The sequence below is a fragment of the Mesorhizobium sp. B2-8-3 genome, assembly GCF_006440815.1.
In the GTDB taxonomy this organism is placed as follows: domain Bacteria; phylum Pseudomonadota; class Alphaproteobacteria; order Rhizobiales; family Rhizobiaceae; genus Mesorhizobium.
In genome coordinates, this window is the sequence record NZ_VFTW01000006.1 from 145,162 (window position 1) to 160,712 (window position 15,551).

15 protein-coding genes are annotated in these 15,551 nt (G+C 66.3%); 3 read left to right on the forward strand and 12 right to left on the reverse strand.

Annotated elements, in window-relative coordinates:
* Positions 1-27: 27 nt before the first annotated feature.
* From FJ418_RS12385 to exbB, 11 genes are all read right to left on the reverse strand, one after another.
* Positions 28-1,422, reverse strand: a complete 1,395-nt coding sequence (locus FJ418_RS12385) for a multicopper oxidase family protein (RefSeq protein WP_140865751.1) — start codon at positions 1,420-1,422, stop codon at positions 28-30.
* Positions 1,423-1,552: 130 nt separating this feature from the next.
* Positions 1,553-3,373 carry an ABC transporter ATP-binding protein gene (locus FJ418_RS12390; RefSeq protein WP_140865754.1) on the reverse strand — a complete coding sequence of 607 codons (1,821 nt, stop codon included), beginning with the start codon at positions 3,371-3,373 and terminating at the stop codon, positions 1,553-1,555.
* A complete protein-coding gene (locus tag FJ418_RS12395) occupies positions 3,370-4,314 on the reverse strand; it encodes an acetamidase/formamidase family protein (protein WP_140865756.1) in 945 nt (314 codons plus the stop codon). Before FJ418_RS12395 ends, FJ418_RS12390 begins: the two co-directional genes overlap by 4 nt.
* Positions 4,304-5,947: an ABC transporter substrate-binding protein gene (locus FJ418_RS12400; RefSeq protein ID WP_140647029.1), complete on the reverse strand. Its 1,644-nt coding sequence runs from the start codon at positions 5,945-5,947 to the stop codon at positions 4,304-4,306. The genes FJ418_RS12395 and FJ418_RS12400 overlap by 11 nt, the downstream gene beginning before the upstream one ends.
* Positions 5,948-5,981: 34 nt before the next feature.
* A complete protein-coding gene (locus FJ418_RS12405; protein WP_140710929.1) occupies positions 5,982-6,902 on the reverse strand; it encodes an ABC transporter permease in 921 nt (306 codons plus the stop codon).
* Between the two features lie 13 nt (positions 6,903-6,915).
* Positions 6,916-7,821 carry an ABC transporter permease gene (locus FJ418_RS12410; protein WP_140647027.1) on the reverse strand — a complete coding sequence of 302 codons (906 nt, stop codon included), beginning with the start codon at positions 7,819-7,821 and terminating at the stop codon, positions 6,916-6,918.
* On the reverse strand, positions 7,799-8,401 hold the full coding sequence (locus FJ418_RS12415) for an ANTAR domain-containing protein (RefSeq protein WP_140659288.1): 603 nt from the start codon (positions 8,399-8,401) through the stop codon (positions 7,799-7,801). The genes FJ418_RS12410 and FJ418_RS12415 overlap by 23 nt, the downstream gene beginning before the upstream one ends.
* The gene (locus tag FJ418_RS12420) at positions 8,398-9,492 is read right to left on the reverse strand and encodes a transporter substrate-binding protein (protein ID WP_140659289.1); all 1,095 of its coding nucleotides are present in this window, start codon (positions 9,490-9,492) and stop codon (positions 8,398-8,400) included. The genes FJ418_RS12415 and FJ418_RS12420 overlap by 4 nt, the downstream gene beginning before the upstream one ends.
* A 152-nt stretch (positions 9,493-9,644) precedes the next feature.
* Positions 9,645-10,634, reverse strand: coding sequence for an energy transducer TonB (locus FJ418_RS12425; protein WP_140865757.1), 990 nt, complete (start codon positions 10,632-10,634; stop codon positions 9,645-9,647).
* The gene (gene exbD / locus FJ418_RS12430; protein ID WP_140865759.1) at positions 10,631-11,134 is read right to left on the reverse strand and encodes a TonB system transport protein ExbD; all 504 of its coding nucleotides are present in this window, start codon (positions 11,132-11,134) and stop codon (positions 10,631-10,633) included. Before exbD ends, FJ418_RS12425 begins: the two co-directional genes overlap by 4 nt.
* Before the next feature lie 5 nt (positions 11,135-11,139).
* A complete protein-coding gene (gene exbB, locus FJ418_RS12435) occupies positions 11,140-12,096 on the reverse strand; it encodes a tonB-system energizer ExbB (RefSeq protein WP_140865934.1) in 957 nt (318 codons plus the stop codon).
* Positions 12,097-12,500: 404 nt separating this feature from the next.
* Between exbB and FJ418_RS12440 the strand changes: the two genes are divergently transcribed.
* From FJ418_RS12440 to FJ418_RS12450, 3 genes are all read left to right on the forward strand, one after another.
* Entirely contained in the window at positions 12,501-13,175 is a 675-nt protein-coding gene (locus FJ418_RS12440) for an isochorismatase family cysteine hydrolase (RefSeq protein WP_140786164.1), read from the forward strand.
* Between the two features lie 129 nt (positions 13,176-13,304).
* Positions 13,305-13,619, forward strand: coding sequence for an antibiotic biosynthesis monooxygenase (locus FJ418_RS32360; protein WP_140865761.1), 315 nt, complete (start codon positions 13,305-13,307; stop codon positions 13,617-13,619).
* 8 nt (positions 13,620-13,627) lie between these two features.
* A complete protein-coding gene (locus tag FJ418_RS12450; RefSeq protein ID WP_246683022.1) occupies positions 13,628-14,542 on the forward strand; it encodes a sigma-70 family RNA polymerase sigma factor in 915 nt (304 codons plus the stop codon).
* An 11-nt stretch (positions 14,543-14,553) separates the two neighbouring features.
* On the opposite strand, the gene FJ418_RS12455 is transcribed toward FJ418_RS12450, so the two are convergent.
* Positions 14,554-15,492, reverse strand: coding sequence for an LLM class flavin-dependent oxidoreductase (locus FJ418_RS12455; RefSeq protein WP_140865765.1), 939 nt, complete (start codon positions 15,490-15,492; stop codon positions 14,554-14,556).
* Between the last annotated feature and the right edge of the window lie 59 nt (positions 15,493-15,551).

Consider the following 15,551-nt stretch of genomic DNA (forward strand, 5'->3'; position numbering starts at 1 on the left):
AACCCGCCTCGCGAAAACGAGACGGCTTCAGGTTACCCGCAGATAGCTCGTCATGCCGGTCTTCTGGTGCTCGATGATGTGGCAATGCAGCAGCCAGTCGCCGGGATTGTCGGCGACGAAGCCGAGCTGCACCTTCTCGTCGGGCTGGATGAGATAGGTGTCGGAGACCAGCGGCTGGACGGCTCTGGTCGAGGACGACAGCACCTTGAAGCTCATGCCGTGCAAATGGATCGGGTGCGCGTGCGGGGTGAGGTTTTCCATGTCGATGACATAGCTCTGGCCGAGCTTCAGATCGGCGAGCGGCGCGGTGGGGTCTGGCGTGTCGCCCGGCCACGGCACCTTGTTGATCGCCCAGAAACTGTAGCCGAGCGAGCCGCAAATGCTGTCGGCCGCAACGTTCTCGGCCGTCGCGCTGAGCGCCAGCGGAATGCGCTTGGCGCCGGCAAGGTCTACCTCCGCCACCGGATTGGCTTCGAGCGGGCCGAGATCGCGCAGATCGTGCTTGAGCGATTCGCCGACCGAACGCAGCGTCGCCAGGATTTTCGGCTTGGTGCCCCGGACGTCGCGCAGGCTGACGATCGCGCCCTCCTCGTCGGGCATGCGGATGGCAAGCTCGAGCCGCTGGCCGGGTCCCAGTTGCAGGGCATCCGGCGTAAACCGTTGCGGCACCGGGTTGCCGTCGAGCGCTATGACCGTCGCCTCGGCGCCGTCGACGCGGAAGGCATAGATGCGGGTGACGTCGGTGATGGCCGCCCTAAGCCGCACCAGCCCGCCGGCCGGCGCATCGAATTGCGGCTGGTCGAGCCAGTTGGCGGTGCGCACCGTGCCGAAGGTGCCGGCCTTGGCCGCGTCGCGCGGCCTGAACGGCGCGATGAACTGGCCGTCGTCGCCAAGCCGCCAATCGCGCAGGTTGACGACCATCTCGACATCGAAGACCGGGTCGTTCGGGTTCTCGACCACAATCACGCCGGTCAGGCCGTGACCCATCTGGATCAGCGTGTTGCAATGCGGGTGGTACCAGAACGTGCCGGCGTCGGGCGGCGAAAACGCGTAGTCGAAACGGTCGCCCTGATAGACATAGGGCTGCACCAGGAACGGCACGCCATCCATCTTGTTGGGAACGCGGATGCCATGCCAGTGGATGGTCGTCGGATCGTCGATGCCGTTGATCAGCCGTGCGGCGAACGGCTCGCCCTTCCTCATCCTGACCACCGGCGGCATGCCGGCTTCGCCGTAGGTCAGCACATTCTTCGTCGGCTCGCCGTCCATCAGTTGCGCCTCGATGCTCGCGGTCTTCAGGACCAGCGGCTCGGGCTTCGGCGCCGCCCAGCCGGCAAACTTGCCGGCGGCCGAGAGGCCGATACCGGCCGCGCCGGCGGCCGCGGCGCCCTGCAGGAGTTTGCGGCGTGTGAGGACCGACATTGGAATCCCGAAACAGATGAGTGGCGGTCTCAGGCCTTATCATCATTCGGGCACATCCCGAAACGGACAGATCGCCGCCCGCAAGCAAGATCGGTCCCAGGCCGGAATGCGGCCAGCTGCGTGGCTCCGATCAATCTCCGACGGCGGCGAGATGCCCGCCGCCGAAATCCTTGAGCACAAGTTTCGGCACGGTTTCGCCGATCCGCCGGGTCGCGCTTGGAATTTCGCGGTCGAGACGGGAAAAGCGTGTCCGGCGTCGTGACGGATCGGGAACCGGCACCGCCTCGATAAGCCGCCGCGTGTAGGGATGGCGCGGGTTGGAAAAGACCTGGTCGCGGCTACCGATCTCGACGATCTGGCCGAGATACATGACGGCGACGCGGTCCGAGATGTTCTCGACCACCGCCATGTCATGCGAGATGAAGAGATAGGCGACGCCGAATTCGCGTTGCAGCTCCTTCAAAAGATCGAGCACGCGCGCCTGCACCGAGACATCGAGAGCCGACACGCTCTCGTCGGCGATGATCAGCTTCGGCCTTAGCGCCAGCGCCCGGGCGATGCAGATGCGCTGGCGCTGGCCCCCAGAGAATTCATGCGGATAGAGCTCCATCTGTGCTGCCGACAGGCCGACCCGCTCGAACAGGGCAGCCACTTGGCTCTGGCGTTCCTGCCGTGAGCCGATGCCGTGGATCAGAAGCGGCTCGGCCACCAGATCGCCGACGCGCATGCGCGGATCGAGCGAAGCGTAAGGATCCTGGAACACCATCTGCACGTCGCGGCGCACCGCCTTGCGCGCGTCGCCGCCAAGCCCGGAGAGCTCGCGGCCGCCGATCGTCACGCCGCCCGTATAGGGCACGAGGCCGGCCAGCGCCTTGGCGGTGGTGGACTTGCCGCAGCCGGATTCGCCGACCAGCGCCAGCGTCTCGTTGGGCGCGATCGAGAAGCTGACGCCCTCGACGGCGTGGACCCGCCGGTTGACGCGACCGAAGAAGCCGCCGCGCAGGTCGAAGCGGACATGGAGGTCGTTCACCACCGCCACCTTGTCCTGACCGGTTGCGCCGGCTGCCCCTCCCGTGGCGCGCCGACCAGCGCCCGAGCCGATGCGCGGAACGGCGGCCAGCAATTCTTGCGTATAGGCGGCCCGCGGCCTGGCGAAAATGTCGGCGGTGGCGCCTTCCTCGACCATGCGGCCGTTGCGCATGACGATGACCCGATCGGCCATTTCAGCGACGACGCCCATGTCGTGGGTGATGAGGATCACGCTGGTGCCGTGCTGGCGCTGCAGGTCGCGCAGCAGCTCCAGCACCTCGCCCTGGACCGTGACGTCGAGCGCCGTCGTCGGCTCGTCGGCGATGAGCACGTCGGGCTCCAGCGCCAGCGCCATGGCGATCATCACCCGCTGGCGCATGCCGCCTGACAATTCGTGCGGAAACTGCTTCAGCCGGCTTTCGGCTTCGGAAATTCGAACCGCCTTCAGCGCCTCGACCGCGCGCCGTTGCGCCTCGGCGTGGGAAAGGCCGGTATGCGCTTCGATCGATTCGGTGAGCTGCCGGCCGATCGACAGCACCGGATTGAGCGAGGTCATCGGCTCCTGGAAGATCATGGCGATGCGATCGCCCCGAATGTCGCGCATGCGGCGCTCGTCGAGCGCCGTCAGTTCGATGGCACTGCCATCCTTGTCGAAGAGCCGGATTGTCCCGGAAGCGATGCGGCCGGCCGGCTGAGGCAGGAGCTGCATGATCGCCAGCGCCGTCATCGACTTGCCGGAACCGGACTCGCCGGCGATGCACAGCGTCTCGCCGCGTCTGAGCGACAGCGACAGGCCGGACACGACTTCGCGCTCGCCGTCCTCGCCGCGCACGCCGACGCAGAGGTCGGTGATTTCGAGCACCGGCCCCGCGGCCGCCTTTGCGGCGGCGTCAGCGTGTTCGTCGACCACGACTGCGCTCATTCGAAGACGCAGCGCGGGAAGTAGAACGACACCACCCAGTTCGGCATGTCGACGATCTCGCTGATCCTGAGATCGCCGCAGACCGAGACCAGCATGTAGGCATCGACCGGGTCGAGCTTGTAACGGGCGGACAGCAGGTCGACCATCTGGCTGACTGCCTCTCTGGCCCCGGCCATCAGGTCCGGTCCGATGCCCGTCGTCACCTCGTAGCCCTTGGTGTCGAGATGCCGCGTCACCGGGCCGGACGTGGTGAAACGCGGCGTCTTCAGCCGCGCGTCCTTCACAAGGTCGAGCTTCAGCACGACGTCCATCGGACTCTCGATCGCCGTGCCGCATACCTCGCCGTCGCCTTGCGCGGCATGGGTGTCGCCGATCGAGAACAGCGCGCCCGGCACTTCCACCGGCAGATAGAGCGTGGTGCCCGCGGCAAGGTCGCGGATGTCGAGATTGCCGCCGACACGCCGTGGCGGCACCACCGAATGCAGGCCCATCTCGGCCAACGCGTTGCCGATGGTGCCGGCGAACGGTTTCAGCGGCACGCGGGCGTTCTTTCCGAACAACGCCGGCTCGAGCGAGCCGGCGTGGTATTTCCAGATGTTGAGCGCCGGTTCCTTGAAGTCGTCGGCGAGCAGGCCGAAGCCCGGGATGTTCGCCGTCCAGCCGAAGCCGGACGGTTTGAACATCTCGATCGTCACCTTCAGCGCATCGCCGGGCTCGGCACCCTCGACGAAGATCGGCCCGGTCACCGGGTTGACCTTGGAGAAGTCGAGCCGGGCCACGTCGGCGACCGTGCTGTCGGCCTGGAGCTGGCCACCCGCCGCATCTAGGCACTGGAACTCGATCGTTGAACCGGGCGCCACCCGTTCGGCCGGGGCGAAGGAATTGTCCCAGCCGAAATGGTGATGGCGCCCGTGGATGGTGTAGTCGCAGTTACTGCACATCTTTCACATACACATTGTCGTAGTTGATCGGGATATGGACCGGGTCGACATAGAGATTGTCGGCGCCGCCCATGCGAGCTGATTTCAGCGTGAAGCGCTGCTCGTTGAAGACCGGCGCCCAGGGCGCGTCCTCCATGATCTTGTCATAGATCGCGCTCCACATCTTCTCGCGTTCCTCGGACTTGGCCGGGTCGACGACGGAATCGGCCTCGGCCGCCTTGGCGTCGAGATCCTTGTTGCAATACCACGACCAGTTCCAGCCGCCGGGCACCGCGCCGGCGCAACCGAGGATCGGGCCGTAGAAATTGGAGGGATCCGGGAAGTCGGCGATCCAGGCCATGCCGCCCGACCAGATCATCGGCGCGCCGGCCTTGTCGCCGCCGGCGGCGATCACATTGGCCTGGGCCAGCGACTGGATGCTGGCCTTGATACCGATGGCCGCCAGATCCTGCTGGATCGCCTGGGCGATGCGCGGATTGGGATCGGTGTTCATGGCGAAGAGCTGCGTCTCGAAGCCGTCGGGATGGCCGGCCTCGGCGAGCAGGGCCTTGGCCTTGGCGACGTCATAGGCATAACCCTTGAACGCCTTGTCGTAGCCGGGCATCGAGGGCGGCAGCGGCTGGTTGGCCGGCACCGCGCGATTGTTGATCATCTGGACGATGCGGCCCTTGTTGATCGCCATGTTGACGGCCTGGCGCACCTTGACATTGTCGAAGGGCGCCATGGTGGTGTTCATGGTGACGTAGCCGGTGTGCAGCTGTCCGCCCACCACGACGCGGGCCTTCTGCTCAGGATCGTTCATCACCTCCTGGAACTTGGCCGGCGGAATGCCGTCGCCGGGGACGTCGATCTCGCCCTTCTGCAGGCGCAGCAGCGCCACGATCGGCTCCTGGCCGATCTCGAAGGTGATCTTGTCGAGATGCGGCAGGCCCTTGTGCCAGTAATCGGGATTGCGCTCGAAGACGATGCGCTGGCCGAGCGTCCATTCGGCGAGCTTGAAGGCGCCGGTCCCGACCGGATGCTTGCCGAAGTCGGCGCCGTATTTCTCGACCTCCTCCTTCGGCACGACATGCGAGAAGTTGATCGCCATGACATGCAGGAAGGTGGCGTCCGGTCGGGTCAGCTCGAACTTGATCGTGTAGGGGTCGACCACGGTGACACCGGAGAGGCTGTCGGCCTTGCCGGCGGCGACATCGTCGTAACCCTTGATCGAGCCGAAGAAGCCAGCGCCAGGGCTTTGCGTCTTCGGGTTGGTGACGCGGTCGAGCGAATATTTGACGTCGTCGGCGGTCATCTCGCGGCCGTTATGGAACTTCACGCCATGGCGCAGCTTGAAGGTGAAGGTCTTGCCGTCCGGCAAGATCTCGTAGCTCTCGGCGAGGTCGGGCTTGAGCTTTGTGGTGCCGGGCTCATAGTCCATCAGCCCGTCGAACAGGCTCTTGATCATCGACCAGTTTTGCCAGTCATATCCGATCGCCGGGTCGAGGGTCGCGACATCGTCCTTGTAGGTGATGGTGATGGCGCCGCCCTGCTTGATGTTCGGGTCGACCGCGTCTTCGGCGCGCGCGTTTGCCATGCCGAGCATCAGCGCCAGCGCCGATGCCGCGACGGTGGATGCGAGAAACTTTTTCATTTTTATGTTCCCTTTCTCTGTTCGGGTTTCATTTTCATCTGAGTTTAATCCGGGGGTCTATGAAGGGGGCGATGATGTCGGCCAAAAGGTTGCCGAGCACGATGGCGAAGGCCGAGACCAGGGTGACGCCCATGATGATCGGGATGTCGACGCGCTGGATCGCCTGCCAGGCGAGCTGGCCGATGCCCGGCCAGCCGAACACGCTTTCGACCACCACGATGCCGCCCATGAAGACGCCGACGTCGATGCCGATCATGGCGACGACCGGCAGGATGGCGTTGGGCAGCGCGTGACGGAACAGGATGGCGCCGCGCGCCAGGCCCTTGGCGCGGGCGGTTCGCATATAGTCCTGGCGCAGCACGTCGATCATCGACGATCGCATCATGCGCGCGTACCAGCCGGCGCCGAGTATGCCCATGGTCAGCGACGGCAGCACGAGGTGGCGCCAGCCGCCGTAGCCGCCGATGGGGAACCAGCCGAGCCTGACGGCGAAGACGTAGAGCAGCAGCAGGCCGACGACGAATTGCGGCGCCGAGACGCCGACGAAGGAGGCGACCATCAGGGTCTGGTCGGTGGCGGTGCCGCGCCTGACGGCGGCGATCAGCCCCATGGTGAGGCCGATCGCCAGCTCGCACAGGATGGCGCCGACCATCAGCAGCAGGCTGGCCGGCAGCCGCGAGACGATGAGTTCGGTGACTTCCGAGCGCTGGATGTAGGAGCGGCCGAGATCGCCACTGACGAGCCTCGTGAGATAGTGCCAGTACTGGACGATGAAGGGCTGGTCGAGGCCGAGCTGGCGGCGGATGTTCTCCACCGTTTCGGGGGTGGCGCTGCGCCCGGCGATCTGGCGCACTGGATCGGCCGGCAAAAGATAGAGCAGCGCGAAGGTGATCAGCGAGACGCCGAGCAGGATGAGCAGCGACTGGATGAGCCGGCGGCCGAGATAGGCAATCATGATCGACCCCCCATTATTCCCGCCCTCTTTGCGTCGGGTCGAGGATGTCGCGCAGCGCGTCACCGATCAGGTTGAAGGCCAGCGCCAGCGCCAGGATCGCCGCGCCGGGGAAGAACACCAGCCAGGGCGCCGCCTGGAAATAGGTCTGGTTCTCGAAGATGATGTTGCCCCACGACGCCGTCGGCGGCTGCACGCCGATGCCGAGATAGCTGAGCGTGGCTTCGAGCAGCACCGTGGTCGAGATGCCGAGCGTGCCCCAGACGATGATGGTCGGCAGGAGATGCGGCAGGATGTGGCGGCTGAGAATACGCGGCGCGCTCGCCCCTATCGTGCGCTCGGCATCGATGAACTCGCGCTCGGAGAGCGACGAGGTTTCGGTGTAGATGACGCGCGCGGTCTGCACCCAGTTGACCAGCGCGATCACCATGGCGACGATCCACAGGCTCGGCTCGAACACCGCCGCCAGGCAGATGGCTAAAAGCAGCGCGGGAAAGGCCATCATCAGGTCGGTGAAGCGCATCAGCGCGCTGCCGATCCAGCCCCGGAAATAGCCCGCCGTGACGCCGACCAGCGTGCCGATCAGAAGCGCCACGCCGTTGGCGACGATGCCGATGATCAGCGAGGTGCGCGCGCCGAACAGGATGCGGGTCAACAGGTCGCGGCCGAGCAGGTCGGTGCCCAGCCAGAACTTGGCGTTCGGCGGCAGCGGCGAGCCTTCGAGCGTCAGGCCGTCGAACATCTGCTCGTTGGGATCGTAGCCGGTCAGCCATGGGGCGAGGATGGCGCCGGCGAGCACGATGGCGATAATGAACAGCCCGAGCAGCGCCAGCGGCCGCCTGACCAGCCGGCGCCAGACGCCAGCGCGCGGCTTTGCCGGCATCCGGCCCGTCGAAAGGTCAGGCGCGATGGGATTGGTCATCGCCGCCCTCCGCTTCGGTCATCGCCACGATGCGCCGGGCCGCTTCCTCGACGCTGATCTGCCAGTTCATCGCCAGCGATCTGAGCTGCGCGTAGGCGCGGTCGTCGTCGCTGCCTTTCGACAAAGCCGCGACCGCGCGCACGATGGTCTGGCGCTCGCCGACCCGCTGGCGCAGCGACGCGATCTCGCCGGCAAGCTGCCTGCGCGCCTCGAAACTCTGCCGGGCGATCAGCAGCGCGCTGTAGACGCCGGCGGTCCCGACCGGTTTCAGCAATTGCGCATCGGCCTTGTGCGACAGCGCCCATTCGATACGGCCCGGCGCCTCCGAGCCGATCAGCGCCACCAGCGGCATCGGCGCCTCGCCGGGCTTCCACGGGAACTGCTCGTCGAAGCCGAGGTCGGCGTCGAAGAACACGAAATCCGCTGCCAGCGCCTCCGCCGGCAGATGCGGCCAGCACTCGACCGCCGCGAGGCCGATCGCCGACAACTGCCTGGTGATCGCCTGCACCGTGGTGTGCGGACGATGCAGCACGAAGGCCTTGGCGCCGCCGAGATTGGGGATGCGCGCGGCGCGGCTCACGACACCACCCTGAGCCGCGGACGGCCGAAGACTTTGGCCGGATCGTAGCGCGAAAGATAGGGGTCGGGCGCCACCTCTTCCTCGCGGCTCACCACCTCGAAGAAGCCGTCGGCAATACGCCCGATGATCACCGGCAGGGTCGCATGCTGGGTGTGCGGATCGATGGCGATCGGCCCGAGGCGGGTCGCGAAGCGGCGCTCGGCGAAGGCTTTCGAGAATTCCGCCGGGCCGGCGTCCGGGTTGCCGGCAAGCACGTCCGCCATCACCTGCACCGAGGCATAGGCGGAGGCTTCGAAGGACGAGGCGAAGGCGGCCGGGCGCGGCGCGAAATAAGGCCCGGCCGACAGATGGCCCTTGCCCGTTTCGCCGATTGCCGGCAGCTCGCCCTCGGTGAGATTGCACGAAATCACCGGGCAGGCGCCAGGCTTGAAGGCCGCATCCTCTCGTCCCAGGTCGCGATAGGCGGCGAGGAAAGCATAGGACGAGGTGCCGATCAGGTTGTTGAGGATGAAATTCGGCCGCGTGACGCGGATTTCGTCGATCAGGCGCGAAACGCCGGTCTCGCCGATGCGCAGATAGCGTTCGCCGAGCACCTTGCCGCCGGCGTCGGCGATCAGGTCGCGCGCGACGCGGTTCATCTCCCAGCCCCATATGTAGTTCGAGCCGAGCAGGAAGCCGTTGGCGCCGAAACGCGGCGCGACATGAGCCATCAGCGGCACCAGATGCTGGTTCGGGCAGGCATGCATGTAGACGACATGCTCGTTGGCCTCGAAGCCTTCATACGGGCAGGCATACCAGAGCATGCCGCCCGCCTTCTCCAGCACGGGAATGGTCTCCTTGCGGCTCCAGGAGGTGATGCAGCCGACGACATGGCGGGCGCTGCTGGTGCGGAAGATGTCTTCGCAGAGCGTCGCGTAGCGGTCGGCGTTGCTTTGCGGATCGCGCTCGACCGGGACGAGCTCGATGCTTTGCGCGCGATCGGCGTTGATGTCGGCGATCGCGCGCATCGCCCCCAGCCGGCAGGCGTCGGAGACGAGCTGATAGCTGCCTGACCGGGAATAGAGGATGCCGATCTCGATACGTCGTTTCAAGCAAGGCCCCAAAAATGAAAAAGCCTCGCAGCCAGCGCCGGATGGGCGAGGCATACGAGGCATTCTTGCCGCCCGGCGACCAAAGCCGGTATTTTCGTCGAGCTACCCTATTCCCTACCGTCCGTCAGTCAAGCCTGAAAGTTGAAGGCCATCTAGTCCCGCAGGCTGAAGACGAAGGGCGCGGTGCGGGTGACGCGCGCGCCGAGTTCGGCCGGCGGGGCCGGCACGGAGGCGCCCTGCAAGGACGCGAGCGCCGCGCGGTCGAGATCGCCGTCGCCCGAGGATCGCGCCAGTCGGGCCGAGACCACCCTGCCGGAGGTGTCGACCGTGAAGGTCACGCTCGGCGTGCCCTCGGCCCGCCTGGAGCGCGCCGCGCTCGGATAGCGGGTGTGCCGCCTGATCCATGCAGCCAGGGTGGAATTCCAGCGCGACGGGCCGACGCTGGAGCGCGGCGCCGCATCCGAGGACCGGGGTGCTGCCGCCTTCGCCGCCGCCTTGGCGTCGATGCTGGCGGTGGTCGTCGCCCTGGGTGGAGGCGCCTTTTCCTTCCTGACCCGTTCTTTCGGTTTTCCGACCGGTTTCTTCTCGGCCTTCTTCCTGGGTTCTGCCGGCTTTTGCACCTTCACCTCCGCTTCCACCGGTTTTGCTTGCGGCAGCGGAATGACGACGTCCGGGGCGATCGCCTCGACAGGATCCGGCACGGCCTCGTCCAGCGGCTTCTGCTCGCTCAGCGCGGCAATAGCCTGTTCCGCCGGCGCGGCCTGCTCGGCTTCTTGCGTATCGTCGGCATCGGATGGCTGTTCGGTCACGGGCTCGGCCTGTTCCACCGCCGGCACCGGGTCGGTTGCCGGTTTTACGTCGACGGGCTTTTCCGTGTCCGCCGCATCGGGCGGCTCCGGTGTCACCATGTCCAGCATCGCCGCCTCTTCCGGCACGGTGGGCGCGATCACCAGCGGCGCCATCTCGACCGCCAGCGCCGGCGGCGGACCGCCATCCTGCATCTCGGCGAAACTCAGGTTCTGCACCGCATAGGCGACCGCCACATGGGCGGCCAGAATGATCGCGGCGGCGCTCGTCCACCGGCCGGCCTCACGCGCGCCGAAGCGCGGCTGGGAAATCCGGGAAAGGGCGGCGACCGTCATGGCGCCGAGTTTCCGCCCGGCGCCGGGACGAGGTTCGCGCCGGCCGCGGGCATTTCGGGCACGGCCCGCCCGCCGGCATCGCCAGCTGTTTCGAGGCCGACCAGCGCGACCTTGAGATAGCCGGCGCGGCGCAGCAGGTTCATGACTTCCATCAGGTCGCCATAACCGACCGTCTTGTCGGCGCGCAGGAAAATGCGTGTCTGCTTGTCGCCCTTGGTGCGGCTGTCGAGCACGCCGGCAAAGGCCGGACGGGGCACGCCGTCATTGCCGATCGCCAGCGTCAGATCGGTTTTCAAAGTCAAGAACAGCGGTGTCTCGGGTCGCGCCGCCGGCGTTGCCGTCGATCCGGGCAGGTCGACATTGACGTCGACGGTCGCGAGCGGCGCCGCCACCATGAAGATGATCAACAGCACCAGGATGACGTCGATGAACGGCGTGACATTGATGTCGTGGCTTTCCTCGAGATCGTCGCCGGCAGTCTCGCGAATCCGCGCCGCCATCGCCGTTACTCCGCAGCCATGGCCGTTGCCGGCGGCACGGTGCGGAAATCGAGGTCGCGGCTGACCAGCCGCTCGACGCCGGCTGAGGCGTCGGCAAGGATCTGCCTGTAGCCGGCTATCGAGCGCGCGAAGACGTTGTAGATGACGACCGCCGGAATGGCCGCGACAAGACCCATGGCGGTCGCAAGCAGCGCCTCGGCGATGCCGGGCGCCACGACCGCCAGATTGGTGGTCTGCGCCTGCGAGATGCCGATGAAGGCGTTCATGATGCCCCAGACGGTGCCGAACAGGCCCACGAAGGGCGCCGTCGAGCCGATGGTGGCGAGCAGGCCGGTGCCGCGCGACATGCGCCGGGCCGCCGCCGCCTCGATGCGTGAAAGCCGGGAGGCGACGCGCTCCTTCAGGCCGTCGCCGGAGGCATGGTCGAGTGCCCCGGCCGAAAGCGCTCTTTCTTCTTCCGCCGCCCGCATCAGAAGCGCGGCCGGCCCGCCGCTGTGGCCAAGCGCGCGGCCGGCCTGCATCAGCGTCGCGGCGTTGCCGATCGCATCGGCGGCGCGGCGCGCCCGCAGCTTGCCGCCTAAGACCTCCAGCGACTTGGCGAGCCAGATGGTCCAGGTGACGAGGGAAGCGAAGGCCAGCCCCACCATGACCGCCTTCACGACGATGTCGGCATTCATGAACATGCCCCAGGGCGAAAGGTCATGTGGCAGCGCCAGCGAGATGGAGCGCTGTTCGCCCGTGGCGCTGTTCAGGGCCGGCTGGATGCCCAGTTCCACGGGCGTGGCGACGGGCGCCTGCGCCGCCGGCATTTGCGGGGCGGGAGCGACGGGTGCTTGCGCCGCCGGAGCCAGCCCGAGGGGCGCCTGCACGGTGGGCGCTGCCGGCTGTTCCTGCGCCTTGGCGAGGCCGGCCGAAAGAATGAGGGACGCGGCCAACGCCGCGAAAAGACCGTTTCGGGACAAGGCTCGTCCTCGCTTCATCATTGCACATATCTGATCGGCTGGACGGGTGGACTTGCCCGAGCCGTTGTGGCCGACAAGGCCGTAGACTCGCGAACGGTGCAGATCGAGCGAGACCGGACCGAGCAGCGTGCGTCCGCCGACGGCGAAGCGCACGGCGTCGACATGAAAGGCTGTCCAGCTCCGGCCAACATCCGCCTCCAATGCAGCGGCCGTCATCCAAGGCAGGTGCCAGGCGGCCAATGCTGGTTAACTATGAAACATGACTTTGCAAGTCAACTATAAAGGTGACTGCAGTTATCAACAATGCAACGCGTTCCCCAATATCGGTTCGGCACGCTGCAAGGTCTGGACGGCATGGCAGTTGCTGGGCACGATGCGCGCACAACAACCAAGGCAGGCGGCCGATGATCAAGGCGGTACCCTTCGACTTCCCCTATGACGGCAGGCTGGTGCCGCAGCATACGGCGCTGCTGGTGATCGATCTGCAGGAGGATTTCCTGTCGCCGAACGGCTACTTCGCCAGGAAGGGCTACGATCCATCGCCGCTGAGAGCCATCCTGCCGGCGGTCAACCGGCTGATCGAGGCCGCTCGAACCGCCGGCCTAACCATCATCCACACCAGGCAGGGCTATCGCGCCGACATGGCCGACATGACGCCTTACGAAAAATGGCGCCGCAAGCGGGCTGGCCTCGACGGCACCGATGTCCTGCTGCGTTCCGGCCCGGGCTTCCAGATTTCCGCCGACATCGACGTGGCGCCGCAGGACATCATCATCGACAAGACCTGCAACAGCGCCTTCACCTATACGGATCTGGAGCTCGTTTTGCGGGCGCGCGGCATCACACATCTCCTGTTCACCGGCTGCACGACGGATGTCTGCGTGCACACCACATTGCGCGAGGCCTGCGACCGCAACTTCCAGTGCCTGACGATTGCGGACGCCTGCGCCAGCGGCGACCAGTATGCGCACGAAGCAGCGCTGCATATGGTGACGGTGGAAGACGGGGTCTTCGGCGCGCTAGCGGACTCGGAGGCGGTCATTGCCGCGTTGCGGCAGCTCGCGGGCGCAATGCGTTGAGGATTTCGTGGTTCCATCGTATTTTTTTCACCCCCACCGTTCCGTTTTCGATTCCGGCTTCGTCTTGAGGGTCGTAACAGGTGCGGGAGCCGCGACGGCCTCCGCCATCAGGACAAACGGAGCCAAGCCATGTCGACCACAGTGACCCTGATCAACGTCTTCACCGCCAAGCCGGGCAAGCAGCAGGAACTCGCCAAGACGCTTGCCGAGGGAACGAGGGCCTTCTTCAGCAAGCAGCCGGGCTCGCTGTCGTCGTCCGTGGTCGTCGGCGGCGACGGCAGCAAGGTCGCCAACATCTCGCAATGGCGCTCGGCCGACGACATCGCCGCCTTCCGCGCCGATCCCCGCTTCGCCGATTACATGAAGAGCATCGTCGAGCTGGCCGCCGGCGAGAGCATGATGGGTCACACGACCTATTCCCATACGGGCAGGATCGAAGACTAGGAGGTTGCGTGACCGGTTCGCAGGATCAGTCCGTTGCGGTGACCGAAACCAGGCTTCGCGCCTTCGAGCGCGATGCCGCTTTGCTGCGAGCCAAGCTGCACCGCTACGCATCGCGCATGGTCGGATCGGTCATCGATGGCGAAGACATCGTCCAGGAGGCTTTGGCCAAAGGCTTCGTGGCGATCAGGAATGGCGACATGCCCGACAAGACCGAACCCTGGCTGTTTCGCATCGCGCACAACGCGGCGCTCGATTTCCTGCGCCAGCGGACCCGCTTGCGTGGGCGCGAAAGCGAGGTCGAGCTCGACATGATCGCCGACGAGAATTCGGCGCTGGATGCGCGCATGGCCGCCGAGGCGAGCCTAGCCGAGCTGATGCAACTGCCGCCGGCGCAAAGATGCACGGTCGTGCTGAAGGATGTGCTGGGACACAGCCTGGAGGAGATCGGCGAAATCCTCGAAACCTCCGACACGGCGATCAAGGGCGCGCTGCAGCGGGGCCGCGAGAGCCTGCGCAAGCTGGCGGCCGCGCCGCGCATGGCGCCGCCCCACCCGGCGCTCGACCGGCAGGACATGCGCCGTCTCGGTGACTATGTGGCCGCCTTCAACGCCAGGGACTTCGATACCTTGCGCGGGCTGCTGGCCGAGGACGTCAAGCTCGAACTGGTCAACCGCCTGCGCGCCGATGGCAAGGAATATGTCGGCAATTACTTCGGCCGCTATGCCGACGAAACGCATTGGCATTTCACGGCCGGACTTGTCGAAGGCCGGCCCGCCATCCTGGTCACCAGTCCGGAGCGTCCGGGCGGGCCGCCGCGCTACTTCATTCTCATCGATTGGGAGAACGGCCGGATCGCCGGCATCCGCGATTTCCTGTTCGCGGATTACGTCATGGACGGCCTGGATTACTCATCCCAGCCGTAGGGAGGCCGGCGTTAGCGAAGGTGGATCTCAGGGAAGGTCTGGGACGCAAGGATCCCTGGTTGCGGAACCTCCACCTCGCGCCGCGCCAGCGAATTCGCGACCAGCGTGATCGTCTCGCGCCCGATGCGGGCGATCTCGCTTGGGCGGTCGATGCCACCGATCATGAATTCCTCGATGCCAAGCGCCGCGTAGGGCAGCAGTGCCAGGGCAATCCGCGCCGGCGGCCCGGCAAGCTCGACCGCCTTGTGATCCGGAGTGCCCGTCCGGCCGTCCGGGTGAATGCGGACAGGCAGCGCGAAGCGCAACCTGCCGGCGCGGCCATGTTCCGCCGCGGCGCCGCGCACGCGCTGCATCAGTTGCGCGACCTCATCCGGGGAGCCGGCGGCGAGCTCGAAGACATCGGCATGCTTTCCGACGACCTTCAAGGCCATGCCGGACTGCCCGCCGAGACGGATGGCGAGGTCGGCGCCATGCGGCCCCTTGCGCGGCACGAAGCCGCCGCGGACGCTGTAGAAGGCGCCTTCATGGTCGAAGGGCCTGTCGTTCGACCACAGGCGCTTCAACAGCACCAGATACTCGTCGATGCGCTGCCACACCACGCTGTGGCCAACGGGCCGGGCCTCGGCGTCGCTGTCCTCCAGCGGTTCGCTCAGCATGCGAAGCGACAGGCGGCCGCCGCTTTTGCGGTCGAGCGCCGCGAGCTGCCTTGCCGCCACCGTCGGTTCGATAACGCCGGCCCAGTGCGTTAGCACCACCTCAAGCGAGCCGGTGCGGTCGAGCGTCTGCGCGGCGATGTCCATATTGGTAAGTAGGCCTGCGGGGTCATCCACCACCAGCTTGCGAAAACCGGAATCCTCGATCAGCGACAATTTGGTCGCCGTCTCGGCGAAATCGTAGAAGAAGCTGCCATTGGCAGGCTTGCCTGGAACATGCGTGAACTCGATCGGCATTGCCATCTCCTCCATCACGTTGGCTTGCCCCGCTTCAAAGCCTTCTAATCAGACCTGAG

What these genes read in the sequence shown, in the direction of transcription:
- FJ418_RS12385 (WP_140865751.1), bottom strand. Translation starts at nt 1,422, where the DNA reads ATGTCGGTCCTCACACGCCGCAAACTCCTGCAGGGCGCCGCGGCCGCC.
- FJ418_RS12390 (WP_140865754.1), bottom strand. Translation starts at nt 3,373, where the DNA reads ATGAGCGCAGTCGTGGTCGACGAACACGCTGACGCCGCCGCAAAGGCG.
- FJ418_RS12395 (WP_140865756.1), bottom strand. Translation starts at nt 4,314, where the DNA reads ATGTGCAGTAACTGCGACTACACCATCCACGGGCGCCATCACCATTTC.
- FJ418_RS12400 (WP_140647029.1), bottom strand. Translation starts at nt 5,947, where the DNA reads ATGAAAAAGTTTCTCGCATCCACCGTCGCGGCATCGGCGCTGGCGCTG.
- FJ418_RS12405 (WP_140710929.1), bottom strand. Translation starts at nt 6,902, where the DNA reads ATGATTGCCTATCTCGGCCGCCGGCTCATCCAGTCGCTGCTCATCCTG.
- FJ418_RS12410 (WP_140647027.1), bottom strand. Translation starts at nt 7,821, where the DNA reads ATGACCAATCCCATCGCGCCTGACCTTTCGACGGGCCGGATGCCGGCA.
- FJ418_RS12425 (WP_140865757.1), bottom strand. Translation starts at nt 10,634, where the DNA reads ATGACGGTCGCCGCCCTTTCCCGGATTTCCCAGCCGCGCTTCGGCGCG.
- exbD (WP_140865759.1), bottom strand. Translation starts at nt 11,134, where the DNA reads ATGGCGGCGCGGATTCGCGAGACTGCCGGCGACGATCTCGAGGAAAGC.
- FJ418_RS12440 (WP_140786164.1), top strand. Translation starts at nt 12,501, where the DNA reads ATGATCAAGGCGGTACCCTTCGACTTCCCCTATGACGGCAGGCTGGTG.
- FJ418_RS32360 (WP_140865761.1), top strand. Translation starts at nt 13,305, where the DNA reads ATGTCGACCACAGTGACCCTGATCAACGTCTTCACCGCCAAGCCGGGC.
- FJ418_RS12455 (WP_140865765.1), bottom strand. Translation starts at nt 15,492, where the DNA reads ATGCCGATCGAGTTCACGCATGTTCCAGGCAAGCCTGCCAATGGCAGC.